Origin of the sequence: Pseudoalteromonas sp. BZK2, assembly GCF_014349195.1 — a bacterium.
GTDB classification, from domain to species: Bacteria; Pseudomonadota; Gammaproteobacteria; order Enterobacterales; family Alteromonadaceae; genus Pseudoalteromonas; species Pseudoalteromonas simplex.
Map to the genome: position 1 here is coordinate 24,348 of NZ_JACSOG010000031.1, position 26,833 is coordinate 51,180.

Sequence of the window (26,833 nt, forward strand, 5' to 3'; positions counted from 1 at the left end):
CTACCTTATTCAATAATATCGCCACGCAGCAGGTATTTACATACAGCTACAGTGCTCACAAAGCCAAGCATGGCGATTAATAATGCGGCTTCAAAATATAAATCGGTGCCCATGCTCATGCCATAAAGAATAATTAAAGCAATGGTATTTATGAACATAGTATCTAAAGCCAATATACGATCAGGTACCGACGGCCCAACAATTAAACGCCATAGGTTTAACAATAAAGATATGGCTATCATTGCAAAAACAATTAGAAAAACGGTATCTAGCATCGAAAAATCTCCTTAAGCGGTGCTTCGTAGCGCTGCTTAATAGTATTAATTAACGCTTGTTCATCAGCTAAATCGAGTACATGAATCAATAAGTAGCGCTGCTGAATTTCTTCGCCCTCTTCGAGTGATTCAGGAATAGGATAAACCTCTGCACTCACTGTACCTGGTGTTAAAGATACTGTGCTGGCCAAAATAGTGATTGGCATTTCATGGCTTAAATCCAACGGTACTTTGATAAAACCTGGGCGTAACTTTTTCGTTGGCCCAAGGATCAACAGGGCTACTTGTAAGTTAGCAGTCACAATATCGTACAGCACTAACAATAAGTGCCTAAACGCAAGACCTGGCCTAACAATAAGCGGCTGAGGATCACGAAATGGGAATGTGATCCACGGAATAGTAATGGCAAAAAATGCAGCTAAAAACAGGTGTCCTGGCGACACACTGTTATTTAACAACAGCCATACAATGAATAATAAAACACTGCGAAATGGTGTTGGCAACCAACGAAAGCGAGCTTCTAAACGCATTATTGGCCTCCTTGTAATACAGCGTTGATGCTAGTGTTGATATCAAACAACTGCTCTGATGTTGCTAACATATAGTCTGAAATCGGTCCTGCAAACACAACCATTAAAGGTGAACACGCAAGTAATGCAACTACAGCTATTACTTTAACAGGATGTGCTTTAGTGCCTTCAATTGCTTCACTATCTTTATGGGTGTGATCCCAAAATAAGCTGGTACCGGCTCGTGAAACCGCCACTAATAACGCTAAACTTGAAACTAGATATATTGGCCAAAACAACATGGCTTTTTCGCTATCTAGCGTGCTCTTTAAAATCCATACTTTGCCGACAAAGCCAGATAACGGTGGCATACCCACAACAGCAAGCGCAGCCACTACAAAACAAGTACCAAGTAAATATGGCTGTGCAACGGCGCGCCCTGCGACTAACCGGTCGGCAACTTTACCACGTTGCTGAGCAATTAAATCCGCAATTAAGAATAGTGCAGCGCAAATAATGGTTGAATGCACTAAGTAGTAAAGTAATGCCGCGGTTGCAGCAACATTTTGAATCGCAACCAATGCCACTAAAGTACCGACAGATACAACCACCAGATTCGCAATAAGCTTTCTAAAATCTTGACTCGCTAATACACCAATACCACCCATTACGATGGTCGCTAGTGCTAAGCCCCATAACCAAGGCTGTGCCATATGAGCAAGCTCACCAGCATTATCACCAAATATTACGGTATACACGCGCAGCATGGCATACACACCGACTTTGGTCATAATCGCGAATAATGCAGCAACTAATGGCATTGCACTGGCGTAGGTATTCGGTAGCCATAAATGTAACGGTAATAACGCGCCTTTTAACGCAAATACCACGATTAACAGCAAGCCGCCTATTTTAGCAAGGTAAACATCGTCACCCGTCAGCTGTGGTACTTTTTGCGCTAAATCAGCAATGTTCAATGTGCCTAGCACACCATAAAGTACACCCAGCGCAATCAAAAATACGCTTGAACCAATCAGGTTTAAAATGACGTATTGCAGTGCAGCTCGGGTGCTATGTTTATTGCCGGCATGCATCAATAATGAATACGAAGCAATCAACAGCACTTCAAAAAATACGAACAGGTTAAATACATCGCCCGTTAAAAAGGCACCATTTACACCTAACACTAAAAAGTGCACTAACGGATGGAAAAAGCTCCCTTTTTTATCATCACCTGCACAGCTATAAAGCACTACGACCGCACCAAGGAAACTGGTAAGTAGCACTAGTAGCGTTGCTAGCCTATCGGCAACCAGCACAATACCAAATGGTGCAGACCAATCACCAATTGCGTAAACAAGCGGTGCAGTACTATTTACGTGAAATAATAAATAAGCACTGACCAAGAGTGTAACAATCGACAAAATAACCGACGAAACACGGCGGATATGTAAGTTTTTTCCACATGGCGGCATGAGTAAAATAACGCCTGCCAACATCGGAATTAAAATCGGTAAAGAAGCTAAATGCTGAATCATTTTTGCTCCTTCGATGATTTAACAAGATGGCCATCAACATGGTCATTACCCAAGTCAGCACGGCCACGAATCGCTAAAATAACCACAAAAGCGGTCATCGCAAAGCCAATTACAATGGCGGTTAAAACCAATGCTTGAGGGAGTGGATCGGCATACTCACTACCTGTACCAAGTACAGCCGCTTTGTTAATAGTTAAACGACCTGAAGAGAATAAAAACAGGTTAACTGCATACGACAACATAGTCAGGCCGAGTACCACCGGGAAGGTACGAGCCCGCAATATTAAGTAAATTCCGCATGCAACCAGCACGCCGACGCATGATGCGTACAATACTTCCATTAAATATTTACCTCTTGCTTGGGTGTATCAGCAGTTAATTTACCTAAACTTGCTAAAATCATCAGCGTTGCACCTACAACAGTTAAATACACACCTAAATCAAATACGATAGCACTAGCAAGTTCTGTCTTGCCGACTAGCGGAATATCAAAATAATCAAACCAGGTTGTTAGGAATGGACGTTCAAAGAACCAACTTCCAATACCTGTAAACAATGCAATAGCAATACCTGACGCAATAATCTTACGATAATTTACGTCAAATCTGTCTGCAATCCAGTGCGAACCATTAGCCATATATTGCAAAATAAATGCAATTGCGGTAACCAGTCCTGCAATAAAGCCACCACCTGGTAAGTTATGACCACGTAAGAAAATATACGCAGACACAAGTAATGCTAGTGGTAACAAACTTTGTGAAATGCTCGACAGTAGAATTGGGTAACGCTCTCTTGCCCATGGGCGCCCTTCACTATCACTTGCTGGCATAAACAGCGGCAAGTTAATAAGAAGCTTATAAATACCTAACGCAGCAATACCCAATACGGTAATCTCACCTAGGGTATCAAAACCCCTGAAGTCAACGAGGATAACGTTTACAACGTTAGTACCACCACCGCCAGTTTTTGCATTAGCAACAAAGAAGTCAGAAATTGACTCAAGTGGTCTTGTTAGAAGCGCATAACAAATACTCGCCACGACCACACCAATTGCCGATGAGATACCCAAGTCTCGCAGAATACGCAGTGAGCTTGATTCTTTCGGAGTACGCTGTGGTAAAAAGAACAGTGCAAGCATCAGTAGCATTACGGTGACAACTTCAACCGTTAACTGAGTTAGCGCTAAATCTGGCGCAGAGAATCGAGTAAATGCAACAGACACCATCAGGCCTACGATTGAAATCATAATCAAAGATATCATTCGTGAGCGGTGCCAAATAACCGTTGCCAACGCACCTATTATTAGTAAGCCAGCACCAATAGCATTGTGGAAATCGATTGGCGTTAACTCGCTTGCTCCTGCTAACTGGCGCATTTCAAATAAAGGCCAGCCCGCACACATGAGCACCACCGCAATCATTACAAAGGCATAGCGCTGTAACGAGCCATTTTCGATACGTTTAATCTTTTCTTGTGACCACTTAATTAAGCTATATAAGCCACGCTCAAAGCCTTTTTTAGCATTAAGAGTTGGTAATGACGCTTGGAAATGGAACAGATGCTTACGCTGCACATAAATCATCACACCCACGCTTGTTGCAATAAAGCTCATCAACAGTGGTAAGTTAAAGCCATGCCATACTGATAGCTTATAATCTGGGGCTGCATCACCAAGCACAGCATAAGACGCCGCAGCTAAAATATCGCTTACTGCAAAGTGCGGGAACATACCAACGAGTAAACATAGCACAACCAAAATTTCGATTGGTACACGCATATAACGCGGTGGCTCATGAGGCTGTTTTGGCAAATCGATTGGGTCGCCATTGAAAAACACGTCGTGAATAAAGCGTGCTGAATACGCAACAGAGAGTGCACCAGCAATCGTCGCTAATACTGGTATTAACCACGACATGGAGCCAAGCACTTGCTGATGTAGTGTTTCGGCAAAGAACATCTCTTTCGATAAGAAACCATTTAACAGTGGCACGCCCGCCATGGCTGCCGCTGCCACCATAGCAAGTGTGGCGGTATACGGCATAAATCGCCACATACCATTAAGTTTACGCATATCACGGGTGCCAGTTTCATGGTCAATGATACCCGTTGCCATAAATAACGACGCTTTAAAGGTTGCGTGGTTAATGATGTGGAAGATAGCAGCCACTGTAGCAAGCTCAGTATCTAAGCCTAAGAGTAATGTAATTAAACCTAGATGGCTGATTGTTGAATAAGCCAGCAAGCCTTTTAAATCATGCTTAAATAACGCGATGTAAGCGCCAACCAATAAAGTCGCCAGACCCGTCATTGCCACTAAGATAAACCAAGTATCTGTGCCTGATAGCGCTGGATAAAAACGCGCTAATAAAAAGATACCTGCTTTAACCATGGTTGCAGAGTGCAAGTAGGCACTGACCGGTGTCGGTGCCGCCATCGCATGGGGTAACCAAAAATGAAATGGAAATTGTGCAGATTTAGTAAATGCACCTAAAAGCACTAATACCAGCGCTGCTTCATAAAGTGCATGAGATTGAATAAGCGCTTTGCTTGCTAAGATAACATCAAGATTATAGCTACCAACAATATCACCAATCAGTAATAAACCTGCTAGTAACGCAAGACCACCGGCACCGGTAATAGCAAGTGCCATGCGTGCGCCTTTGCGAGCTTCTGACTTATGCCACCAATAGCTAATCAATAAGAACGAGCTAATACTGGTGAGCTCCCAGAAAAACCACAGCTGGATCACATTATTCGACATCACGATGCCGACCATTGCGGTCATAAATAGCATTAAATAGCAGTATAGCTTTGGCATTGAGTCGCTACTACTCAAGTAATAACGCGCATAAAAAATCACCAGGGTACCGATACCCAAGATCATATATAGAAAGAGTAACGTTAAACCATCAAGTCGAAACGAGACTTGCATGTTTAAAAGAGGGATCCACTCAGCAGTGTAGCGAATTGTTTCGCCAGAAAAGACTGCAGGGGTATACGAAAATACAATTCCAAGGGCAATCAAAGGCGCTAACATGGTCAAAGCAGTGCTTTGGTTACGTGTTAGTTTTGAAGTGCAGGATGAAATAACACTGCCGATTAAGGATAACAGGGGTATCCAGAGCAAAGTCATAATTAGGAGCCTTTTAGTGTCATAAGAATATCAATACCGCTCTAGTTTTAATTAGTTGCGTACTGTTCATTTGGATGGTTAAAAGTTGGCTTAAAAAAAGCTTACAATGCGTATAGTTATACTGATCAGGTGCTATTTTGTCTATAGGAGACACACCTATTCGCACAACATTTAACCACTTTGCATACTAAAATAGCAATAAATAGACGATTAGTCAGAAAATTTATGCTCTTTGGAAGCTGTTGTAAACACTGGCTTTAAGCCTAAAAAGGCAAAATATTCAGAAAACCGAATCGGCTTTGTTAAGGGCTGGTTAATTTGTTTTTGCCAAAGTTCTCGGTATTGCTCAGACAGGCTCATAGTTTGGTACTGCATAATCGACCAGTTAGGGCTTGGTTTATAGGCTTTTTTGTTGCCACAAGCGATACTTTTTTGCCACCCTTTTGGCGGAGAAACCTCATTGGCAATAAATAGATTTGGCGCAACTAGCCCCTGTTGCTTACAAAGCCACTGTTGTTTTTGCTCTGCTAAAACATATTCATCTTCAAAACCATTAAAATGCATTAGCTCATGAAGAAATACCGCGTAAGATTGCGATGAGTTTATATGCATAATGCCACCGCGAACATTAGCAGCCCCTTGTTTTGACATCATCACAATAAAGTCAAAACCTTCAGGCCATGAATACTCAGCCGCATTTTGCCAGTTACATTCAAGCGCCCCATCGTTGCCATCACAGCTAAACTTATCGGCAACATAAACAACCTCAGTAAAACAAAAGCTGCCTTTTGCAGGCTCAGGCGCTTTACTATATTGCTGCTTATACTGCTTTAAAGTATCAATGCCCTTGTAATGATCTGTCATCATTAAAACATTAAATTGGCACTGACTGCTTGCCTGTACACTTGATGTTGATAAGGCTAATTGCTGTTGCTGCGCATAAGCTGGGTCAATTTGAGCTGGCGGCATTTGTTGCTGCAACAGCCAAGCTTGCTTAGCATCTCCGTCAGGTAACTTGCCAGCTTTACCTAGGTAACTTATATCGAGCCACTGGTTTGCTCTAACTAGCTGCTCCGCTAAGGTTTGTTGCTGCGCTGAAGTGAATTTAGCAAAGTAAGGCTGCCACCATAATTTTGCTGCGTTGTAATCTAGTTGCTGCAAAAATCTGAGCGCAAGCTGATACGCAGCATTACTATCATTTAGCTTTGCTAACTGGCGAAGCTGTGAGTTGCGCAGCACTAAATGCTGCAAATTAATGGCGCTGGGCGCCAAGTGATAGATAGCCGTTGCTTGTGAAGGAGTGGTATTTGCGTAAAAAGCGTAAGCGGGAATAAAACGAGACACTGAGCTTGAAACAAAACCCAAGCTCAGCAATAGAATAACAGTAAAAAAAACCTTAGCTTGCGTTTTCACCAGCCATTAACTCAAGCTCTAAACGGGCATATTTGTATTCAACAAACTCATGCACATTGGTGGCAAGTGCAAGTCTAAAGTAATCGGCAGCAAGGTAGTTATCACCCGCCGCTTGATGCATTTTAGCTAGGTAGAAATAAGCTTCGCATAAGCGGTGCGCATACTCTTGCTCTGAAGTTACACCTTCAATAATGCCAGATAAAAACTCAAACTCACTAATGTCACCTAAATAAAGTGCTAATAGTTGGTAACCCCATTGCGACTCATCAACACCCTGCGAGTTAGCTTTTAAATCAACTAAGGCCTGCGCTTTATCAGCTTCTGATTGAGCTAAATAAAGCCATAGCACACGATAAGGATCGCTTGGCGAACGATTTAAAAACTGCTGTAAATCATCTTGTGCAAGTGATGGACGGTCGCCATAGTAAAGGGCAATACCACGATTTAAATAGGCATACTCGTGTTGCTCGTTAAGCTCAAGTGCCGAATCGAAGAACTCATAAGCTTGTTCATACTGCTGCATTAGTGTGTGATGAATGCCTAAGAAGTTATACACTTCTGCTAGGTCTGGTTTGAGCTTAATTGCACGGTTAAAGTCAATACGCGCCAAGGTCGACATACCTAAGCTGTCAAATAATACACCGCGATCGTAATAAAGTTTGGCTTGTTGCTCTGCACTTAAATCAGCACGATTTAGTAGTTCAGAATAGCGAGCAATCGTAATTTCGTTACGAAAATCAGGTGCTAATGGTGCAGTAAAAGGCACATTAACAATAGGGACTGACTCAGGTTGTGAAGTTGTTTGACATGCACTTAAAGAAAAAATAGCCACAGCGGTCAATGCTAAGTGTTTAAAAATCATTAAATTCCTTAATACCTGAATTCTCTGTAGACAAAGGCGAAGCGGATAGGTTTCATTAAAGCATAAAAAAAGGGGCTAAACAGCCCCTTTTTCTTATATCCAGCAAATAACTGGTTATTCAATCATCATTAAGCGTCTTTAGACTCTTCTGCTTTTTCTTCAGCAGCTGGTTCCATAGCTTCTTTGATGCTTAGACGTACACGACCTTGGCGATCTACTTCAAGAACTTTAACTTTAACTTCTTGGCCTTCGCTTAGGTGGTCAGTTACGTTGTTAACACGCTCTGTGCTGATTTGTGAAATGTGCACTAGACCGTCTTTACCCGGAAGGATATTAACGAACGCACCAAAATCAACGATACGTACAACTTTACCAGTGTAGATAGTACCTACTTCTAGTTCAGCAGTTAATTGCTCGATACGCTTGATTGCATCGTTTGCGCTAATGCCGTCAGTGGCAGCGATCTTGATTGTACCGTCATCTTCGATTTCAATCGTTGTGCCCGTTTCTTCAGTAAGTTGACGGATAGTTGCGCCACCCTTACCGATAACTTCAGCAATTTTCTTCGCAGGGATTTGCATAGTGTAGATGCGTGGTGCGAATTGAGATAACTCTTCAGAAGGTGCTGCAATCGCTTCGTCCATAACACCTAAGATGTGTAGACGTGCTGCTTTCGCTTGTTTAAGGGCGATTTGCATGATTTCTTTAGTGATACCTTCGATCTTGATATCCATTTGTAGTGCAGTGATACCGTTTGAAGTACCTGCTACTTTAAAGTCCATGTCACCTAAGTGATCTTCATCACCTAAGATATCTGAAAGAACAACGAAATCGTCGCCTTCTTTAACTAGACCCATCGCGATACCAGCAACAGATGCTTTGATTGGTACACCTGCATTCATAAGTGCTAGTGATGTACCACATACTGATGCCATAGACGATGAACCGTTTGATTCAGTGATTTCTGAAACAACACGGATTGAGTATGGGAAGTCAGTAAGTGTAGGTAGTACCGCAGCGATACCACGCTTAGCTAGGTTACCGTGACCAATTTCACGACGCTTAGGAGAGCCTACAAAACCTGTTTCACCTACGCAGAACGGAGGGAAGTTGTAGTGAAGCATGAAGTGATGCTTGTTAGTACCTGTTAAGTCGTCGATTAACTGTGAATCACGCTCAGTACCAAGCGTTGCAGTTACAAGTGCTTGCGTCTCACCACGCGTGAAGATTGCAGAACCGTGAGTACGTGGTAAAACACCCGTCATTACGTCTAGTGCACGAACCATATCTGGTTCACGACCATCGATACGTTTTTCACCAGCGATGATACGGCCACGAACGATTTCTTTTTCTAAAGAACCGAATAGTTTACCAACTTCTTGCGTATCTAGCTCTTCGCCTTCAGCAAGTTCAGCTGTTAATGTAGCAACCACTTCTTCTTTCGCTGCACCTAGTGCTTCTTTACGCGCTACTTTGTCAGTGATGCGGTATGCTTCACCTACTTTATCAGCAGCAATTGCAGAGATTTTCTCAGCAAGTGTTACGTTTTTCTCTGGTGCAGTCCAATCCCAAGCTGGTTTACCCGCTTCAGCTTTGAACTCGTTGATTGCGTTGATGATAGCTTGAGATTGCTCATGACCATAAACAACCGCACCTAACATTACGTCTTCAGATAGTGTTTCAGCTTCTGATTCAACCATAAGTACTGCGTTATCAGTACCAGCAACAACTAGGTCTAATTGGCTTTCTTCAAGCTCAGCTAGTGTTGGGTTAAGTACGTATTCACCGTTGATGAAACCAACACGTGATGCACCGATAGGACCATTGAATGGGATACCAGAGATAGCAAGTGCTGCTGAAGTACCGATCATAGCAACCATGTCAGGTTGGATTTCTGGGTTAACAGAAACAACTGTCGCGATTACTTGTACTTCGTTTACGAAGCCGTCTGGGAAAAGTGGACGGATTGGACGGTCGATTAGACGAGCGATAAGTGTTTCGCCATCGTTAGGACGACCTTCACGCTTAAGGAAACCACCAGGGATACGACCCGCAGCGTACATACGCTCTTGGTAGTTAACTGTTAGTGGGAAGAAGTCTTGACCTGGTTGTGCATCACGCTTACCAACAACAGTAACTAATACTGAAGTATCGCCAATGCTTGCTAGTACTGCGCCGTCAGCTTGACGAGCGATAGCACCTGTTTCTAGGGTCACAGTGTGTTGGCCTAGTTGAAATTCTTTAATAATTGCTTGCACTTAAAAATGTCCTTTAAATGTAAAAGCAACTCAGAGCTATGCTCCGAATTGGTAAAAAATAGTCCATCAAAGTACCAATTACAGTACTTAATTGTGCTTATGAAAACACGATTAAGTACTACAATTGGCAATGATGTTTTTTAATATCTAAGCAGTATCCACTACCTAGGTGTGCGCTAGTATACCTTTCATGCGCGCACAAAAAAAGGGGCTAAATAGCCCCTTTTCTCGTAATCTAGTTCTTAGCGACGTAGGCCAAGCTCTTGGATTAACGCAGTGTAACGTGCAATGTCTTTACCTTTAAGGTAGTCAAGCAGTTTACGGCGTTGGCTTACTTTGCGAAGAAGACCACGACGTGAGTGGAAGTCGTGCTTGTGGCTAGCAAAGTGACCTTGAAGCTTGTTGATATCGAAAGTTAGAAGTGCAACTTGTACTTCAGGTGAACCAGTGTCGCCTTCAGCGCGTGCAAATTTAGCGATGATTTCAACTTTTTCTTGATTGCTTAGTGACATAGTAACTCCAAAAATTAATTTAAATTGTGTTTTAGCCGATCACTAATTCAGCCAAAACGATTGAGCGGGGCGTATTCTACCCAGCTTTGCTCATAACTACAAGGTAATCTTTACTCAGGCAGTTGATTTGATAAGCCGCGCTTTGATTTTAAGTGGCCGTCTTTATGACGCTCACCAGTACCAATGAACACCCCATCAGCCATTACCTTTACCACACCATCTGGTACAGGCTTACCAATCACCACTGTTTGACCATGACTAAATGCCACTCCCTGCTCTTGAGTGATCTCAATCACAGGTAAATCAACCAAAGCAGTATCCATTGGCAGTAGTAGCTCATCGAGGTAGCTTGAAGGCGCAACATCGTCTGCTTTTGACTGCTGTAGCTTTTCTTCAAGTTGCTCAAGAGTAACCATTTTTTCACTTGGATAGTGGCCAACAGCACTGCGATGTAACATGATGACATGCGCACCACAGCCAAGTTTTTCACCTAAGTCGTCAACAATAGTACGAATATAAGTGCCTTTAGAGACGTGTGCCGTCATTTGTACTTCGTTATTAGCTTCATCAAACTCATCAAGCGTTAAACTAAATACATTAATTTTTCGACACTTACGCGGCACTTCAATACCTTCGCGGGCATATTTATACAAAGGCTGACCTTGGTATTTAAGCGCAGAGTACATCGAAGGATATTGATCCGACTCACCTAAGAAACTGGCAATTTGCTCAGCTAATTGTTCACGGGTGACCGATACGTCACGCGTTTCAACCACTTCACCATCTGAATCAGAGGTCGTGGTTCGCTCACCAAGTTTGGCGCGTACAACATAGGTTTTGTCAGTATCAAGCAAGAACTGGGTAAACTTAGTCGCTTCACCAAAACAAATAGGCAGCATACCCGTCGCGAGCGGATCAAGCGCACCGGTGTGGCCTGCTTTTTGTGCAAAGTAAATTCCCTTTGCTTGCTGCAATGCTTTGTTTGATGAAATACCTTGCGGCTTATTAAGTAATAAGATGCCGTCAATAGCACGACCTTTACTGCGTCTAGCCATTAGTCTTTAGTGCCTTCTTCGCTGTCATCTTCGTCTACATGCTTGGCATTGTCTTCACGAATAACTGAGTCAACCAAGTTTGAAATACGCATACCTTCCATAAGCGAGTTATCGATCACAAAACGTAACTCAGGCATGATGCGCGCACGAATGCGTTTACCTAATAAAGAACGAATATAACCCGTTGCTTCATTTAAGATCTTAGCGCTTTGCTTGGCTTTATCTTCATCGTCAGTATTAAACACTGTGATAAATACTTTTGCGTAAGATAAATCGCGAGATACCTCAACCGCAGACACTGTCACCATGCCTAAGCGTGGATCTTTGATTTCGCGTTGAAGAATAACAGCAATCTCTTTTTGAATTTGCTGTGCAACACGATCAGTGCGAGAAAATTCTCTCATTTCATTTCACTCTAAAATAATAACTTATTGATGTTAAAGAATAAGTTAATTTAATTACGAATACACAAATGGGGGCTAGGCCCCCATTTAAAATAGTGACTTAAACGAAATTAAAGTGAACGTTGTACTTCAACCGTCTCGAATACCTCGATTTGGTCGCCAACTTTAACATCGTTGTAGTTCTTAACGCCGATACCACATTCCATACCGTTACGTACTTCTTGAACGTCATCTTTAAAGCGACGTAGTGACTCAAGTTCACCTTCATAGATAACCACGTTATCACGAAGTACACGGATAGGCGCGCTACGCTTAACGATACCTTCAGTAACCATACAGCCTGCGATTGCACCAATCTTCGGTGACTTGAACACGTCACGAACTTCAGCAAGACCAATGATCTCTTGCTTGAATTCTGGTGCAAGCATACCTGACATCGCTTGTTTAACTTCTTCAATCAGGCTGTAGATTACGCTGTAGTAACGTAAGTCTAAGTTTTCTGACTCAATTACTTTACGAGCTGATGCATCAGCACGTACGTTAAAGCCAACAACGATTGCGTTTGACGCCGCTGCAAGCGTTGCATCAGTTTCAGTGATACCACCTACACCTGAACCAACAATCTTCACTTTAACTTCATCGGTAGAAAGCTTAGTTAATGAATCAGCGATTGCTTCAATTGAACCTTGTACGTCAGCTTTAAGAACGATGTTAACTTCTGATACATCGCCTTCAGCCATGTTCGTAAACATGTTTTCAAGCTTCGCTTTTTGTTGACGAGCAAGCTTCACTTCACGGAACTTACCTTGACGGTAAAGTGCTACTTCACGCGCTTTACGCTCATCTTTAACTACTGTTGCTTCATCACCAGCAGCAGGGATACCAGACAGACCTAAAATCTCAACTGGGATAGACGGACCCGCAGACTTGATATCTTTACCGTTCTCATCTTTCATCGCACGTACACGGCCATATTCAAGACCACATAGTACGATATCACCTTGGTTAAGCGTACCAGACTGAACTAGGATTGACGCAACTGGACCACGGCCTTTATCAAGTCGTGATTCAATTACAACACCTGCAGCCATACCTTCAGCTGGTGCAGTTAGCTCTAGGATTTCAGCTTGCATTAGTACTGCTTCAAGTAGGTCATCAATACCTAAACCTGTTTTTGCTGAGATATGAACGAATTGCGTGTCACCACCCCACTCTTCTGGGATAACGTCTAATTGTGCTAGTTCGTTCTTAACGCGATCTGGGTCGATGCCTTCTTTATCCATCTTGTTTACTGCGATGATTAAAGGAACGCCTGCAGCACGGGCGTGCTGAACCGCTTCTTTAGTTTGTGGCATTACACCATCATCCGCAGCAACGACTAGGATTACGATATCCGTTGCTTTAGCACCACGAGCACGCATTGATGTAAACGCGGCGTGGCCCGGAGTATCTAAGAACGTGATCATGTGACCATTTGTTTCAACGTGGTATGCACCAATGTGCTGTGTAATACCACCTGCCTCACCTGAAGCAACTTTTGCTGAACGAATGTAGTCAAGTGTTGACGTTTTACCGTGGTCAACGTGACCCATTACCGTTACAACCGGCGCACGAGGAATTGCTTTACCTTCTTCGCTACGATCGCTTAGTACTTTCTCTTCTAATTCGTTTTCTTTAACGATAATAACCTTGTGACCCATTTCTTCAGCTACAAGTTGTGCTGTTTCTTGGTCGATCACTTGGTTGATGGTAACCATGTCACCCATCTTCATCATCGTTTTAACAACTTCAGCACCTTTAACAGCCATACGTGATGCAAGCTCAGCAACAGTGATTGTTTCACTGATACGAACTTCGTTTTTCACGTCTGCTGTTGGTTTTTGGAAACCATGTTGTAAAGACGTTGGTGCTTTCAGCTTACCTTTCTTGCCTTTAGGACCTGTAGGCTGTTTCTCTTTTTGAGGTCCTTTTTTCTTTTTCTTACGACGAGCGCTTTGCTCTTCACGTGCATCAGATTCATCTTCTGCTTCACGTGCGTAAGTAGAAGTCGTAAGGTGGTGATCAGCGTTTTCTTCACGCTGCTTACGCTCTTCTTCTTCCTTTTTCCAGCGAGCTTCATTTTCTTCAGCTAGCTTTCTTGCCTCTTCTGCTTGACGTTTCGCTTCTTCTTCAGCTTTTCTCAATGCGGCCTCTTCTGCTTCTTTTTGCAGACGCTCAGCTTCGGCGCGATCTTGTTCAGACTTAGCACTTTGCTCTGGGGTCATCTGCTTCTGTTTCGCTTTACGCTCAGCTTCAGCTTTACGTTTAGCCTCTTCTTTGGCTTTACGCTCAGCTTCTTCTTTCGCTTTGCGCTCTGCCTCTTGTTTCGCTTTAAGCTCTTCAGCTTCTTGCTGGGCTTTAAGCTCTGCTGCTTTACGTGCAGCTTCTTCTGCAGCTAAACGCTCTTCTTCTTGCTGTTGCTCAATGGCGCTTTTCTTAACGTAAGTACGTGTTTTACGTACTTCAACTTGCACAGACTTCGCTTTACCTGTAGAGCCAGTTACGCTTAGCGTACTTTTGCTTTTACGTTGCAAAGTCATGCGAGCTGGGCCTTCTGAGCCCGTGCCGCCGTGCTGCTTGCTCAAGTGATCTAATAACGTCGACTTTTCAGACTCAGTTACCATATCACCTGCTTTTTTAGAAATACCGGCTTGTTCTAGCTGCTGTAGTAATTTATCAACAGTTGTACCAATATCTCCGGCTAGTTTTTCAACATTTACTTCTGCCATAGTGTGTAATACCTCCGTTAATAAATTACTCGTCTGCGAACCAACAAATGTTACGCGCAGCCATAATTAGCTTGCCAGCTTCTTCTTCTGAAAGTTCAGTGATGTCTACTAACTCATCAATGCCTTGCTCAGCTAAGTCTTCAAGTGTTACTACACCTTTACTTGCCATAACAAATGCAAGGTGACGCTCTAAACCTTCAAGTGCTAGTAGGTCTTCTGCAGGTTCTGCACCTTCTAAGCTTTCTTCAGTTTTAAGCGCTTTCGTTGTTAATGCGTCTTTTGCACGTGAACGTAAGATATCAACTGTTTCTTCATCTAAACCGTCAATTTCTAAGAATTCTGATGCTGGTACGTAAGCCACTTCTTCAAGTGTCGAGAAACCTTCGTTGATAAGTAATGTTGCAAACTCATCATCGATATCTAGGTACTCAGTGAATAAGTTGATTAGCTTATCTGATTCAGCTTCGTTCTTCGCACGCATGTCATCAACGGTCATTACGTTTAATTCCCAACCAGTTAACTGGCTAGCAAGACGAACGTTTTGACCATTACGACCGATTGCTTGTGCTAGGTTATCGGCTTCAACAGCGATATCCATTGAGTGTGTATCTTCGTCCATTACGATTGACGCAACTTCTGCTGGCGCCATTGCATTGATAACGAATTGCGCTGGGTTGTCATCGTAAAGAACGATATCAACACGCTCACCACCAAGCTCAGTTGAAACTGCTTGTACACGTGCACCACGCATACCAACACACGCACCTACTGGGTCGATACGTTTGTCGTTAGATTTTACCGCGATTTTTGCACGAGAGCCTGGATCACGTGCAGCTGCACGTAGTTCAATCATCTCTTCGCCAATCTCTGGCACCTCAATGCGGAAAAGTTCCATTAGCATTTCTGGCTTAGAACGCGTTACAAATAACTGCGCGCCACGAGCTTCAGGCTTAACTTCATAAAGAAGACCACGGATACGGTCACCCGGGCGGAAGTTCTCACGCGGTAACATATCATCACGGTAGATAACCGCTTCAGCATTGTTACCTAGGTCAAGTACGATAGCATCACGGGTTGCTTTTTTAACAACACCTGTTACTAATTCGCCTTGTTGATCTTTGTATTCTTCAACCACTAATGCACGCTCAGCTTCACGTACTTTTTGTACGATAACTTGCTTAGCCATTTGTGTTGTAATACGGTCAAACTTGATTGACTCAATTTGTTCTTCAACGTAATCGCCTAATTGTAGGCTTTCGTCTTCAACCTGTGCCGCTTCAAGTGTGATTTCGCTGTAAGGGTTTTCTAAAGAACCATCTTCAAGAACTTCAGCAATCTTCCAACGACGGAATGTGTCGTAATCACCTGTTTTACGATCGATTGATACGCGAACTTCAATTTCGCCATCGTGTTTTTTCTTTGTCGCAGTCGCTAATGCGAACTCTAACGCTTCAAAAATCTTTTCTTTTGGAACCGCTTTCTCATTGGAGACGGCTTCAGCAACCAATAATATTTCTTTTGCCATGGGTTATGCCTCGCTTGCCCTATTCCTTCGCACTCGAATTAAAACTTTGCGATGATGTTCGCACGTTCAATGTTACTGATCATAATCATATGCTCAGTGCCATCTGCTGAAAGTGTGATCATATCACTGCTAACTGATACTAAATCGCCTTTAAAGTTACGACGACCATCTTGCGGAAGCTTAGTACGCACGCGTACTTCTTCTCCTTGCGCCTTCTCGTAGTGATCTTGTTTGAATAATGGACGATCAACACCAGGAGACGAAACTTCCAAATCATATTCATTTGTAATTGGGTCTTCGACGTCTAAAATTGCGCTAACTTGACGACTAACGTCGGCACAATTGTCAACCGTAATCCCTGCATCGTGATCGATATAAACACGTAATGTAGAGTGGCGACCAGCTTGCACAAACTCAAGACCATGTAACTCAAAGCCTAACATTTCAACGGCCGGTGAGAGCATGGCTACTAAATCTTGCTCAAGTTTTGTCACGAAAATCCTCCATACAAACAAAAAAAGGGCATATAGCCCTGAAATACTGAGTTTAATAATGATTTAAAATCACCGCCAAGCAGATACAACAACGCCCCGAACCAAGCGGGGCGTCACACCTAAAGCATAAAACTGTGTGGCCTAGGGCCAAGCTTGGTTGCGAGTCAGTCACCTGACTAAATTAAACTAGATAGCCTAAACGCAAAACGCGCATTACCAGAATGCGCGACTTCATACAGTAAAAATTACTGTGCATACTAAGTACACTTACAATGCCTTAGCATGTATTTGGTTGCGGGAGCCGGATTTGAACCGACGACCTTCGGGTTATGAGCCCGACGAGCTACCAGGCTGCTCCATCCCGCGCCAATAGATATTAAAAGTTACTTAATATCATTTAATCGAGTGCTAAACACCTCAATTCAATGGCGGCTATTATAAGCATGTAGCGCTCAATTAGCAACCTTCCTACATGAATTAGTTAGACTATTTTTTGCCTAAAAATTTTATGACAACCTTGTCATAAAATTTCCCATAACTGAAAATTCTCGTCTATATTTAGTCATATAATAAGAATAACCTATAGCCTTGGCTATTAAGCGATTTACTATGAGTCTATCTTCATTTCAAAAAAGACTGTTACTACAAGATATTGAATTGCTAAAACCAGATTTCCATCAGTTTACAAGCGCATATCATCGCATTCTTAATGCTCGTCAGTTAACCATGACAGTGCCTGAGCAAGACAGCATAACTAAGCGCAGCTATATTCTTTACTGTGCGCTCAACAAAGTAGTAAGTCACCTTGATGACTTACAGCAAGTCACGCCGTTTATTCATTATTTAGCGAATAACCTGAGCTTTTTAAACGTAGCGTCAAAAGATATTGATATTCTTTGTGAGGCTTTTATTGAGACTCGTCTACTCTTTATCAAGACCTACAATAGCCATCAGCAACAAGCTTGGGAGCTGGCTATTCGTATTTTTTCTAATATTGTGAAAAGTTACTTATTTTCACACTCTACCGTGGTTTCTATTAAAACAAGACGCTTGGTTTATAAAGCTCACAATTGACTCAGTTCATTTCGAAGTCTATCAATTTGCCTTTGCTCAACAGAGATAAGTGTATTGAAGCGGCTTGTCAACGCACTCATTTTATCAACTAAAGCTTGATCACTATTTGCGTCAGCTAAGTTATTTGGTCTATGACTAACTTGCTTTTCTAGTAGGCTAATCTGTTGGTTTAGTTGTTCGTTATAAGTATCGATCTTATTTTCATGCTCAGAGATTTGTTGCATGATTTGTTTGCTACGAATAAAGCTATCAACCTCATCGTTATTTGATAGTTCATTGAAACTATTGTTTATTCTGTTATTTTCGGCGATTAGTCTGTCAATACTACGCTGTTCATTGTCAATAAGAACAGCATAACGCTCAGATACAGCACTCATTTGCTTTGCAATAGCGGCTTGTTTTTTTGCACCAACTAAGTTTTGTAACTGCGCATCGGACTGATTATTTAATGCTGCAATTTCATTATTCATACGAAGCTTAAAGGTATCTATTTTATTATTATGCTCAGCTATTTCTGCTGCTATTTGTTTGGTCCTGATATAGCTATCAACTTGACCAGTCGTTTGAGAATATACTGACTCAGTACTTTTTCCTTGTACAGCATTGGATAGGAAAGGGTTTTGCTCTTTTATTGTTATTAATTTAGCATCTTCCCCACATGGCAACTGACTAAACTCAACCACACCATTTTTTTCGCACTGATACACTGATGCACTCGCCGCAGTGCTTATAAATAAACATGTAGCCCAAATAATATGAGTATTAATACTGTTAGATTTCATTGTTTGCCTTCCATAGTTATACCTTATTTATACACTAACTTTATCGATCTATCTCCTAGTTTGTTTCGTAGTTAATTCAATTATGATCCACTAAGGTTTTTAGAAGTGCAATATGCCACCCTGAGATTTATCTTTGGCGATCAACTTAATGCAAGTCATAGCTGGTTTAAAAATAAATCACAACCAGACACGCTGTACGTGATTGCCGAATTGAAACAAGAAACAGACTATGTAAAGCATCATTTGCAAAAAGTGACCGCTTTTTTTGCTGCAATGGAAAACTTTGCTACAGCACTCAAAAATGCCAACTTGAACTGCCTGCATTTAACACTTGATAATACAGAAGATGATGCCACGCTACCTGAATTGCTCACCCGCTTAGCGAAGCAGTATCAATGCCAAAATATTGAGTATCAATATCCAGACGAATACCGCCTTAAAAAGCAACTTGCTGATTTTTCACAGCAGAGCGAATTTAATGTCAATGCAGTTGATTCGGAACACTTCTTGTTACCTTTTAACGATATTGACCAGCACTTTAAGCCAAATAAACCGGTAAAAATGGAGTTTTTTTATCGTGCTATGCGCAAACGTTTTAATATTTTAATGGACGATGATAACCAACCTCGTGGAGGCAAATGGAATTTTGATCAGCAAAATAGAAACAAGTTAAAACCAAGCGATCTTAAAGAAATTCCCGAACCTTTGTGCTTCGGTCACGATGTTAGCCACATCCTTAAACGGATAGAAAAGCACAAAATAAATACCTTTGGTGAGTGCAGCGATACCTTAATTTGGCCAACCACGCGCGCTGAAGCAAAGCAGTTACTTGATTTTTTTTGCGACCATTTACTGGTGCATTTTGGTCAGTTTCAAGATGCCATGACATGCCAGTCCCAGTACCAATGGTCTTTGTATCACAGCCGTTTATCGTTTGCTCTTAATACGAAAATGCTGCACCCGATGCAGGTCATCGAACAAGTGTTAACTAGCTTTGATAAGCAACCTATTGATATTGCTCAAGTTGAAGGTTTTATTCGGCAAATTCTCGGTTGGCGCGAGTATGTACGTGGTATTTATTGGCAAAATATGCCTGATTACGCCAGCAAAAATGCCTTAAATGCAAAGCGTGCCCTACCCGACTATTTTTGGCACGGCAAAACAAACATGAATTGTATGCACCATGCCATTACACAAAGCCTGCAAACGGCTTATGCACACCACATACAACGTTTGATGATCACGGGTAACTTTTGCTTATTAACCGCTATTAAGCCTAGTGAAGTAGATGAATGGTATTTAGGTATTTATATCGATGCCATAGAATGGGTAGAAATGCCCAACACTCGGGGAATGAGCCAATTTGCTGACGGGGGATTAATTGCCACTAAACCTTATGCTGCCAGTGGAAATTACATCAACAAAATGAGTGATTATTGCAAACACTGTAGCTACAACATTAAAGAAAAAACCACTGAGGATGCTTGCCCATTCAACAGCCTATATTGGCATTTTATGTTAGAACATGAACAGCAGCTATCACAAAACCCTCGTATCGGTATGATTTATAACAACTGGTATAAGCAAGATGAATCTGTTCAGCAAGCAACTCTTAAACGTGCTAATTGGTGCTTGGATAATTTAGAAAAACTGTAATGACAAAGTACCATATTGGGTAAACTTGTTAATTAAATGTTTAATTATTTTGTCACTCTAGTGTAATCACGCTCTTTTTTAATAGCGCTGCATATTAAATAACACTTTGAGGACACAATGAAAAAAACACTTATTAGCGCAGCGTTTTTAGTTGCATGCAGCAGTAACGTACATGCGTTTAGTCAAGAAACCCACAAACGTATCGTGATTGATGCCGTTAACTACATGCAACAACACCCAAGCACAACACAATACGCTGCGTTAGTCAGCTATGCTCAGCAAAATAATATGACTGTCGCTCAGCTTGGCGAGCTACTTGGGCAAGCAGCCTATGACGTCGATGATTTTGAGGACACGTTTTTTTGTGGTGCTATTACAGGTTCTTGCGTACAAGCACCAGTTTGGGGTGCTGCAGAAAGTATTGTGAAATACACCAGTTATTGGCACTTTCAAAATCACACCCAAGGTGCTGATCAACATGGCAACGACTTTGGCGGCTACAACTATCAAAAACTAACAGTATGGGGAGCTGTTGATAATCTTGCCGCAACGTGGCTCAAAGGTGATTACCTTGATGATGGTAAAGGTGGTGAAACAGGCTGGTTCAATGCTGACTCTTCAAAATATAATAGCTATGGCGTTACTGAAGCCCATTACCGTATAGATAGCCAATCAAGTTACGGCATGTATGATGACTTTGAGGAAATGCCATTCCAACCTATCGATAACTTAGGGCAATACTGGTATCAAAGTTACTTACAAAGCGGTAATCCACAGATTTTAGGTTTTGTATTTCACACCACCGATTTACTCCAACCTCATCATACTTGGACAACCTCCGATCTAAATCACTCAAGCTGGGAAAGTTGGGTGAATGACTACTACGACCAAGAAAACCTCAACGATCCAGCACTCGTTTCACAAGCCATGGCAACCTTTGCTGCATTAGATACACAATCAACTGATGTACGCCCTTTGTTAACCCAAGGCGGTGCATTTTCGTATGCACAAGGTGGGATCGTGTTAAATTCAAAAGATCATTACGACCGACTCGATACTGCAAAACAAGTGGTTCCCCATGCAATTGCAATGGTGGTTCACCTACTTAATCATGCCATGGTTGCTCGATAATGCGTGGGCTTTACATTTTGACAGCACTGCTAGGTTTGCTTTTTAGCAACCTAGCAGTTGCTGCGTTTAATCAATACACAGAATCTGAAATTGATCTCATGTGGCAGGTCTACAAAGAACAAAGCCCTGATATTAGCAAACAGCAAACACGTGAACGCCTTTACGAAAATCAATTTTTACTTAAGTACGCACAGAAAAACATGCCTGAGCTTGTAGAGCGCCAAGCGAGTGTTGGCTTTTCAACTCATTACCATGTAATGCGCTACTTAGATAATCTGTTTATTCATCAGTTAAATCTCACCGGTAAACCAGCTACAACTGGGCTTGAACCATTTGATAAACACTGGCTGAAAACCAACTTAGGGCTATATCCGCTGGATGGTCAGTACAGTGATGCCCAAATCAAACAGTTCAATGATATTAAACTCGATTTGTTTGAAAACTCAATGACGCTGTACGAATTTATTGCACCTCTTTCTATGCAGACTCGCTTTCGTTTGCATCAAGGAGATAGCGAACTGTTCAAAACCGAAGTTTTAAAACATCGACAATTTCTTTTGCATTTAAAGCAAGCTGATGCGGTCATACAAACACAGCAAATTTCGATACCCCATCTTTATTCTATAGCCAAGGGCGATATCCTAAGGCCTTCGATTCAAAGCTGGTTAGGGGTAAAAGGTATTATGCATGTAGAGAGCCCTGTGTTAACTCGCTTAGAGAACAAGGTTACTGACGCTGAAATCCAGCAATATTACCAACAACACAAAGAAAGATTTCATTATCTAAAATCGGTTAAGGCCCATGGCGGCGAATTTACCGATAGAGAAGCGGCTTTAGCATTTAAAAAGCAAGCTGAAACAAGCTCAATACAACACGCACTAAAGCAATTAAATCAGCCCGATATTTACGCTCAATATAATAACTACTTAACCCGAGAGCATAAACGAAATTGGGCAGTACAATTAGCATTCACACAAAAGCCTCAACAGTTAAGTGAGGTAATACGCTCACCGAATGGTTTTTGGGTGGTAGTAATGAGCTATGATCATGCGTTTGGCTACTTTGACGCAAATGACGAAACGGTCCGCTATCAAGCCAAAAAGGCCATCGCGGTTGAAAAAGCCATAATTAACTACCAACAGAGTTGGTTAGCGTGGCAAAAAGCGCATGGGATTAAGTTATGAAATGGCTAGCTTTAGCACTTTGTGTGCTTTTTAGTGCTGCGGTTATTATGCATGTGCAATCAAAACATATTGCTTTAGTGCCTGCTGAAAAAGCACTGCTGCCCGTTGAGGTTGAGAAAAAAGATGTTCGTAATCAACAAGCAATGACCAGTATGCACGTAAAGCCAACTTTAATTGCCAGTGAAACAATCGATGAGGCCGTTACAAATGCGGCAATCACAACTCCCGATTACTTTCCACCCATTGCAAAGCAGCCCCAGCAGACGAAGCGGTTTACAGGTGATCTTAATGACCATAAAGCGTATCAGGCATACCATCAAACACAACAAACTGAATTAGAACTTCGCTTTATTGATGCCGCAGAAAGTAAAATTGCTACTCTCGAATCCCTTTTAGAACGTGGTAAGCAAGCGGGATTGTCAGAAGATAAGCTTAATGAAGCCGAAGATAAAATTGCGGCTTTAAAGACGATGCAAGCGGAATTAGTTGCTAAACATAACGAAAAAAGCCGCCTCAAATGAGGCGGCAAAACTAACTAGGGGAAACAATGCTGTTGGTAATTACTTGTTTTCGAGTAATTTACCATTACCGATTTCAATTTTACGTGGTTTTAAAGCTTCTGGAATTTCACGCTCTAAATCGATACTTAGTAAGCCATTTTCAAGGTCAGCGCCAAGCACTTTAACGTGGTCACCTAATTGGAACTTACGCTCAAAGTTACGCTCTGCAATGCCTTGGTGAATGAACTTACGTTCAGCATTATCTTGTTTATCAGCTTTAGTACCGCTGACTTTCAATGTGTTGTTTTCTGACTCGATGGTCAATTCACTGTCACTAAAACCTGCTACAGCCATAGTGATACGATATTTGTCTTTATCGAGTGCTTCGATGTTGTACGGAGGAAAACTTGGCTGCTTGTCTGTGCGAGCTGCCGCATCCATTAATGATGCTAAATGATCGAAACCGATGAATGAACGATAAAGTGGTGATAAGTCTACTGTACGCATAATTATATCCTCATATTTAAGCGATATTTTGTTAGTACTCTTCTATTGAACCAGTGCTAACAAAGTTAAATTAATACTATATATTTCAATTACTTTAGTTTGTTTGGGACCCATCAGGCGTCCTCACTAAACTATTTATGGGCGGGTAAAATCTTTTCAAGATTTTTAGCAAAAAAAATTGCAATTTTTTTAAGTTAATTGAAATTTTAACCCCCTCAAACAGGTCTGAATAAGTTGATTTAAAAGGGCTAACAACGTACAAAATAACAATGAAAAAAAATCCAACTTTTTTAAAAAAATTTATCAGTGTGCTAAAAAATGTCGTGTTAATGGCAGTCGTTGTGTATGCCGTGACCGCATTTCAGCAACGTAATTTACTCTCAACTGATAAAACTCCTGCCCCCTATTTTAATTTAGCCACGCTAAAAGACCCAACAGAGCGGATGACCATTGCACAATTACAAGGAAAGCAAACAGTGGTGTATTTCTTTGCGCCTTGGTGCTCAATTTGTCGTTACAGTATGCCAAATTTAGAAAAGGCTCATCAGCAAGGTAAGTTAAATGCCATAGCAATTGCCCTTGATTACCAAAACATTACTGAAGTAAAACAGTTTACTGATTCACTCGAATTAACAATGCCGGTGCTACTTGGCAGTAAAAGTACAGGTCAAGATTATAAAATCAGTGCCTACCCAACTTATTATGTTATTAATGAGCAGTTGGCCATTACTGCGCATTCTATGGGTTACTCAACAGAACTTGGCCTTAGAATGCGAACTCTAGATTAGCTCAATCGCTTTTAGTGAGAAAAAACAGAATAGTGCAATCGATTTTATGCGCTGTTTTTATTCGTTTAATCCGTTAAGATGATAACCAGATAAACCATCGAGGAGAGCGATATGTTAACTGTAATTTTTGGCCGTGAAGGCTGCCCATACTGTGTTCGTGCAAAAGACGTTGCTGAAAAACTAGCAAATGAGCGTGACGATTTTAAATACCGTTATATCGACATCATTAAAGAAGGCATCAGCAAAGCAGATTTAGAACAGTCTGCAGGCAAACCTTGCCCAACCGTACCACAGATTTTTATTGACCAAGCCCACATTGGTGGCTTCACTGAATTCGAAGCATACGCTAAAGAAAATTTAGGGTTATATCAATAAATTGTAAACGTGGTTGATTTTGGTAATTTTAAACTGATTAAATTATGACCAACATCAACCACATACAAATTAGTTGTAATTTATACAAGCAATTGCATTGTATTTCCTATACAATGCGCGCCTCTTTAAATTCGTTGAGGCGTATTAATGTCAGAACCAGTCACGTTTGAATCTCTAAATCTTTCTCCTGCAATCCTTAAAGCAGTTGAAGAGTTGGGTTACAAGACTCCATCTGAAATCCAAGCTCAATGTATACCGTTATTGCTAGAAAGAAAGGACGTACTGGGACTAGCGCAAACGGGTACAGGTAAAACAGCAGCATTTGCACTGCCGTTACTAAATAATATTGACCCGTCTGTGAAGCAGCCACAGATCCTTGTTTTAACGCCTACGCGTGAACTTGCGATCCAAGTAGCTGAGGCATTCGAACAATATGCTAAGCATACTCGTGGTGTTGAAGTTTTAGCCCTTTATGGTGGCCAAAGCTATAGCATCCAACTAAGTGCACTTCGTCGTGGCGCGCAAATCATTGTTGCAACGCCGGGTCGCTTAATTGACCACATTAACCGTGGCACAATCAAGTTTGAGAGCTTACAAGCCCTTGTTCTTGATGAAGCAGACGAAATGTTACGCATGGGCTTCATTGATGATGTAGAAAGCATCATGGAGAAAACGCCACGTGAAAAGCAAACATGTCTTTTCTCGGCGACCATGCCTAAGCAAATTCAAAATATCAGCAGCAAGTACATGAATGAGCCTGAGCAAGTTCATATTTCTGCGCGTAACTCAACTGTATCAACGGTTGAGCAAGTATTTTGGAATGCACACGTACACAAAAACAAAGCAATCGTTCGCTTCTTAGAAGCAGAACAATACGATGGTGCAATTGTTTTCGTACGTACACGTAACGACACGGTACAGTTAGCTGAATTACTTGAGCGCGAAGGTTTCTCTGCGGCACCACTTAATGGTGACATGAACCAACAAGCACGTGAACGTACAGTAGATCGTTTGAAAAACGGCCTAGTTGATATCGTTATTGCAACAGACGTTGCTGCACGTGGTCTTGATGTAGACCGTTTAAGCTTAGTAATTAACTACGATATTCCACAAGATTCAGAAGCCTACGTTCACCGTATTGGCCGTACTGGTCGTGCGGGTCGTCAAGGTAAAGCGATTCTTTTCGTAAAACATAACGAGCGTTATTTACTTAAAAATATCATTCGTCATACGAAATCTGATATCGCACAAGTTGATTTACCAACAGCTAAAGTTGTTGAAGAAAAGCGTATTAAAGCGCTTCAAGACAAGCTTACAATTGCTCTTGAAAACAAAGACATCACTTTCTTTAATCAAGTTGCTGCTAACATGGCAGAGAAACTTGAGCTAAGTACTGAAGACTTAGCAGGTGCATTACTTTGTTTAGCGCAGCAACAATCACCAATCAAGGTTGAAGAAGTTAAAGTTCAACCACGTGGCGAACGCAATGAGCGTCGTCGCAATGACCGTGGTGATCGTGGCGACCGCCAAGGACGCGAGCGTAAACCTCGTGAGCCGCGTGAGCGCAACAGCCGTAACATGGGTCCTATGGATACTTACCGTATCGAAGTAGGTCGTGAGCACGGTGTACAAGTTAAAAATATCGTTGGTGCGATTGCTAACGAAGCTGATATCTCAAGCAAGTTCATTGGTGATATTCGCTTACATGACAATCACAGTACGGTACAGTTACCACAGAACATGCCAAAAGATGTGCTTGACCACTTCCAAAAGGTATTTATCTGTAAACGTCCTATGAATATGACGCTAACGCAAGACCAAGGTCCTGCGGCTCCTCGCTCTGAGCGCCCAAGTGGTGATCGTGGTGATAAGAAGCGTAACTTCAAAGACCGTGGTGAAAAACGTGGTGGCCCTCGTAAAGAGCGTCGTCCTGTGAGCTTCACTGCGAACTAATTGAAGCTGTAAGCTGTAAGCTGTAAGCTGTAAGCAATATGATCTGACCCCGATAAAGTAGACACGGGGTTTAATTAACTTGTTCGTACTGCATGGGACTTTTATACCCTAGGGTGCCATGCCTTCTTACTGAGTTG

At 41.9% G+C, this 26,833-nt stretch carries 24 protein-coding genes and 1 tRNA gene; 8 read left to right on the forward strand and 17 right to left on the reverse strand.

Going from position 1 to position 26,833, the window contains the following annotated elements:
• Nucleotides 1-5: 5 nt before the first annotated feature.
• From BIZ38_RS16845 to BIZ38_RS16915, 15 genes are all read right to left on the reverse strand, one after another.
• Nucleotides 6-275: a K+/H+ antiporter subunit F gene (locus tag BIZ38_RS16845; RefSeq protein WP_054553164.1), complete on the reverse strand. Its 270-nt coding sequence runs from the start codon at nucleotides 273-275 to the stop codon at nucleotides 6-8.
• Nucleotides 269-805: a Na+/H+ antiporter subunit E gene (locus tag BIZ38_RS16850; RefSeq protein WP_054553165.1), complete on the reverse strand. Its 537-nt coding sequence runs from the start codon at nucleotides 803-805 to the stop codon at nucleotides 269-271. Before BIZ38_RS16850 ends, BIZ38_RS16845 begins: the two co-directional genes overlap by 7 nt.
• Complete coding sequence (locus BIZ38_RS16855) at nucleotides 805-2,322, reverse strand: monovalent cation/H+ antiporter subunit D (RefSeq protein WP_138598983.1); 1,518 nt, start codon at nucleotides 2,320-2,322, stop codon at nucleotides 805-807. Before BIZ38_RS16855 ends, BIZ38_RS16850 begins: the two co-directional genes overlap by 1 nt.
• Nucleotides 2,319-2,663 (reverse strand): Na+/H+ antiporter subunit C, encoded by a 345-nt coding sequence (locus BIZ38_RS16860; RefSeq protein ID WP_054553167.1) that lies wholly within the window; start codon nucleotides 2,661-2,663, stop codon nucleotides 2,319-2,321. Before BIZ38_RS16860 ends, BIZ38_RS16855 begins: the two co-directional genes overlap by 4 nt.
• Nucleotides 2,663-5,455 (reverse strand): monovalent cation/H+ antiporter subunit A, encoded by a 2,793-nt coding sequence (locus BIZ38_RS16865; protein WP_054553168.1) that lies wholly within the window; start codon nucleotides 5,453-5,455, stop codon nucleotides 2,663-2,665. The genes BIZ38_RS16860 and BIZ38_RS16865 overlap by 1 nt, the downstream gene beginning before the upstream one ends.
• A 210-nt stretch (nucleotides 5,456-5,665) precedes the next feature.
• On the reverse strand, nucleotides 5,666-6,868 hold the full coding sequence (locus BIZ38_RS16870; RefSeq protein WP_187490796.1) for a hypothetical protein: 1,203 nt from the start codon (nucleotides 6,866-6,868) through the stop codon (nucleotides 5,666-5,668).
• The gene (nlpI, locus tag BIZ38_RS16875; RefSeq protein ID WP_054553170.1) at nucleotides 6,852-7,730 is read right to left on the reverse strand and encodes a lipoprotein NlpI; all 879 of its coding nucleotides are present in this window, start codon (nucleotides 7,728-7,730) and stop codon (nucleotides 6,852-6,854) included. Before nlpI ends, BIZ38_RS16870 begins: the two co-directional genes overlap by 17 nt.
• Nucleotides 7,731-7,858: 128 nt before the next feature.
• Nucleotides 7,859-9,988, reverse strand: coding sequence for a polyribonucleotide nucleotidyltransferase (gene pnp / locus BIZ38_RS16880; protein ID WP_054562096.1), 2,130 nt, complete (start codon nucleotides 9,986-9,988; stop codon nucleotides 7,859-7,861).
• Between the two features lie 242 nt (nucleotides 9,989-10,230).
• Nucleotides 10,231-10,500 (reverse strand): 30S ribosomal protein S15, encoded by a 270-nt coding sequence (gene rpsO, locus BIZ38_RS16885; protein ID WP_054553172.1) that lies wholly within the window; start codon nucleotides 10,498-10,500, stop codon nucleotides 10,231-10,233.
• Between the two features lie 110 nt (nucleotides 10,501-10,610).
• A complete protein-coding gene (truB, locus tag BIZ38_RS16890; protein WP_187490797.1) occupies nucleotides 10,611-11,555 on the reverse strand; it encodes a tRNA pseudouridine(55) synthase TruB in 945 nt (314 codons plus the stop codon).
• The gene (rbfA, locus tag BIZ38_RS16895) at nucleotides 11,555-11,959 is read right to left on the reverse strand and encodes a 30S ribosome-binding factor RbfA (RefSeq protein ID WP_054553174.1); all 405 of its coding nucleotides are present in this window, start codon (nucleotides 11,957-11,959) and stop codon (nucleotides 11,555-11,557) included. The genes truB and rbfA overlap by 1 nt, the downstream gene beginning before the upstream one ends.
• 110 nt (nucleotides 11,960-12,069) lie before the next feature.
• Nucleotides 12,070-14,727: a translation initiation factor IF-2 gene (gene infB, locus BIZ38_RS16900; RefSeq protein ID WP_054553175.1), complete on the reverse strand. Its 2,658-nt coding sequence runs from the start codon at nucleotides 14,725-14,727 to the stop codon at nucleotides 12,070-12,072.
• Between the two features lie 25 nt (nucleotides 14,728-14,752).
• On the reverse strand, nucleotides 14,753-16,252 hold the full coding sequence (gene nusA / locus BIZ38_RS16905; protein ID WP_054553176.1) for a transcription termination factor NusA: 1,500 nt from the start codon (nucleotides 16,250-16,252) through the stop codon (nucleotides 14,753-14,755).
• Between the two features lie 38 nt (nucleotides 16,253-16,290).
• Nucleotides 16,291-16,746, reverse strand: coding sequence for a ribosome maturation factor RimP (gene rimP, locus BIZ38_RS16910; protein WP_054553177.1), 456 nt, complete (start codon nucleotides 16,744-16,746; stop codon nucleotides 16,291-16,293).
• Between the two features lie 289 nt (nucleotides 16,747-17,035).
• Nucleotides 17,036-17,112, reverse strand: a tRNA-Met gene (locus tag BIZ38_RS16915).
• 243 nt (nucleotides 17,113-17,355) lie between these two features.
• Between BIZ38_RS16915 and BIZ38_RS16920 the strand changes: the two genes are divergently transcribed.
• Nucleotides 17,356-17,820 carry a hypothetical protein gene (locus tag BIZ38_RS16920; protein ID WP_187490798.1) on the forward strand — a complete coding sequence of 155 codons (465 nt, stop codon included), beginning with the start codon at nucleotides 17,356-17,358 and terminating at the stop codon, nucleotides 17,818-17,820.
• Here the strand turns inward: BIZ38_RS16920 and BIZ38_RS16925 are convergent.
• Entirely contained in the window at nucleotides 17,811-18,602 is a 792-nt protein-coding gene (locus BIZ38_RS16925; protein WP_187490799.1) for a DUF4124 domain-containing protein, read from the reverse strand. The genes BIZ38_RS16920 and BIZ38_RS16925 overlap by 10 nt on opposite strands.
• A 105-nt stretch (nucleotides 18,603-18,707) precedes the next feature.
• On the opposite strand from BIZ38_RS16925, the gene BIZ38_RS16930 reads away from it, so the two are divergent.
• From BIZ38_RS16930 to BIZ38_RS16945, 4 genes are all read left to right on the forward strand, one after another.
• A complete protein-coding gene (locus BIZ38_RS16930; RefSeq protein ID WP_138598990.1) occupies nucleotides 18,708-20,258 on the forward strand; it encodes a cryptochrome/photolyase family protein in 1,551 nt (516 codons plus the stop codon).
• Nucleotides 20,259-20,375: 117 nt separating this feature from the next.
• Nucleotides 20,376-21,389 (forward strand): phospholipase, encoded by a 1,014-nt coding sequence (locus BIZ38_RS16935; RefSeq protein WP_187490800.1) that lies wholly within the window; start codon nucleotides 20,376-20,378, stop codon nucleotides 21,387-21,389.
• Between the two features lie 17 nt (nucleotides 21,390-21,406).
• A complete protein-coding gene (locus BIZ38_RS16940; protein ID WP_262387620.1) occupies nucleotides 21,407-22,573 on the forward strand; it encodes a peptidylprolyl isomerase in 1,167 nt (388 codons plus the stop codon).
• Nucleotides 22,570-23,094, forward strand: coding sequence for a hypothetical protein (locus BIZ38_RS16945; RefSeq protein WP_187490801.1), 525 nt, complete (start codon nucleotides 22,570-22,572; stop codon nucleotides 23,092-23,094). The genes BIZ38_RS16940 and BIZ38_RS16945 overlap by 4 nt, the downstream gene beginning before the upstream one ends.
• 39 nt (nucleotides 23,095-23,133) lie before the next feature.
• On the opposite strand, the gene BIZ38_RS16950 is transcribed toward BIZ38_RS16945, so the two are convergent.
• Nucleotides 23,134-23,580, reverse strand: coding sequence for an Hsp20 family protein (locus BIZ38_RS16950; RefSeq protein WP_054562102.1), 447 nt, complete (start codon nucleotides 23,578-23,580; stop codon nucleotides 23,134-23,136).
• Nucleotides 23,581-23,909: 329 nt separating this feature from the next.
• On the opposite strand from BIZ38_RS16950, the gene BIZ38_RS16955 reads away from it, so the two are divergent.
• The 3 genes from BIZ38_RS16955 (at nucleotide 23,910) to BIZ38_RS16965 (ending at nucleotide 26,696) form a co-directional block, all read left to right on the forward strand.
• Nucleotides 23,910-24,368 carry a TlpA family protein disulfide reductase gene (locus BIZ38_RS16955; RefSeq protein WP_262387621.1) on the forward strand — a complete coding sequence of 153 codons (459 nt, stop codon included), beginning with the start codon at nucleotides 23,910-23,912 and terminating at the stop codon, nucleotides 24,366-24,368.
• Nucleotides 24,369-24,479: 111 nt separating this feature from the next.
• Nucleotides 24,480-24,743 carry a GrxA family glutaredoxin gene (locus BIZ38_RS16960; protein WP_054553185.1) on the forward strand — a complete coding sequence of 88 codons (264 nt, stop codon included), beginning with the start codon at nucleotides 24,480-24,482 and terminating at the stop codon, nucleotides 24,741-24,743.
• Between the two features lie 147 nt (nucleotides 24,744-24,890).
• Nucleotides 24,891-26,696: a DEAD/DEAH box helicase gene (locus BIZ38_RS16965; protein WP_187490803.1), complete on the forward strand. Its 1,806-nt coding sequence runs from the start codon at nucleotides 24,891-24,893 to the stop codon at nucleotides 26,694-26,696.
• The last annotated feature ends 137 nt before the right edge of the window (nucleotides 26,697-26,833 follow it).

Excerpts from the sequence above, each read along its gene's own strand:
- infB (WP_054553175.1), bottom strand. The coding sequence starts at position 14,727 with ATGGCAGAAGTAAATGTTGAAAAACTAGCCGGAGATATTGGTACAACT.
- nusA (WP_054553176.1), bottom strand. The coding sequence starts at position 16,252 with ATGGCAAAAGAAATATTATTGGTTGCTGAAGCCGTCTCCAATGAGAAA.
- BIZ38_RS16860 (WP_054553167.1), bottom strand. The coding sequence starts at position 2,663 with ATGGAAGTATTGTACGCATCATGCGTCGGCGTGCTGGTTGCATGCGGA.
- BIZ38_RS16935 (WP_187490800.1), top strand. The coding sequence starts at position 20,376 with ATGAAAAAAACACTTATTAGCGCAGCGTTTTTAGTTGCATGCAGCAGT.
- BIZ38_RS16925 (WP_187490799.1), bottom strand. The coding sequence starts at position 18,602 with ATGAAATCTAACAGTATTAATACTCATATTATTTGGGCTACATGTTTA.
- nlpI (WP_054553170.1), bottom strand. The coding sequence starts at position 7,730 with ATGATTTTTAAACACTTAGCATTGACCGCTGTGGCTATTTTTTCTTTA.
- BIZ38_RS16945 (WP_187490801.1), top strand. The coding sequence starts at position 22,570 with ATGAAATGGCTAGCTTTAGCACTTTGTGTGCTTTTTAGTGCTGCGGTT.
- truB (WP_187490797.1), bottom strand. The coding sequence starts at position 11,555 with ATGGCTAGACGCAGTAAAGGTCGTGCTATTGACGGCATCTTATTACTT.
- BIZ38_RS16850 (WP_054553165.1), bottom strand. The coding sequence starts at position 805 with ATGCGTTTAGAAGCTCGCTTTCGTTGGTTGCCAACACCATTTCGCAGT.
- BIZ38_RS16950 (WP_054562102.1), bottom strand. The coding sequence starts at position 23,580 with ATGCGTACAGTAGACTTATCACCACTTTATCGTTCATTCATCGGTTTC.
- BIZ38_RS16845 (WP_054553164.1), bottom strand. The coding sequence starts at position 275 with ATGCTAGATACCGTTTTTCTAATTGTTTTTGCAATGATAGCCATATCT.
- BIZ38_RS16955 (WP_262387621.1), top strand. The coding sequence starts at position 23,910 with ATGGCAGTCGTTGTGTATGCCGTGACCGCATTTCAGCAACGTAATTTA.
- BIZ38_RS16960 (WP_054553185.1), top strand. The coding sequence starts at position 24,480 with ATGTTAACTGTAATTTTTGGCCGTGAAGGCTGCCCATACTGTGTTCGT.
- rpsO (WP_054553172.1), bottom strand. The coding sequence starts at position 10,500 with ATGTCACTAAGCAATCAAGAAAAAGTTGAAATCATCGCTAAATTTGCA.
- BIZ38_RS16855 (WP_138598983.1), bottom strand. The coding sequence starts at position 2,322 with ATGATTCAGCATTTAGCTTCTTTACCGATTTTAATTCCGATGTTGGCA.
- rbfA (WP_054553174.1), bottom strand. The coding sequence starts at position 11,959 with ATGAGAGAATTTTCTCGCACTGATCGTGTTGCACAGCAAATTCAAAAA.
- BIZ38_RS16865 (WP_054553168.1), bottom strand. The coding sequence starts at position 5,455 with ATGACTTTGCTCTGGATACCCCTGTTATCCTTAATCGGCAGTGTTATT.
- BIZ38_RS16920 (WP_187490798.1), top strand. The coding sequence starts at position 17,356 with ATGAGTCTATCTTCATTTCAAAAAAGACTGTTACTACAAGATATTGAA.
- BIZ38_RS16965 (WP_187490803.1), top strand. The coding sequence starts at position 24,891 with ATGTCAGAACCAGTCACGTTTGAATCTCTAAATCTTTCTCCTGCAATC.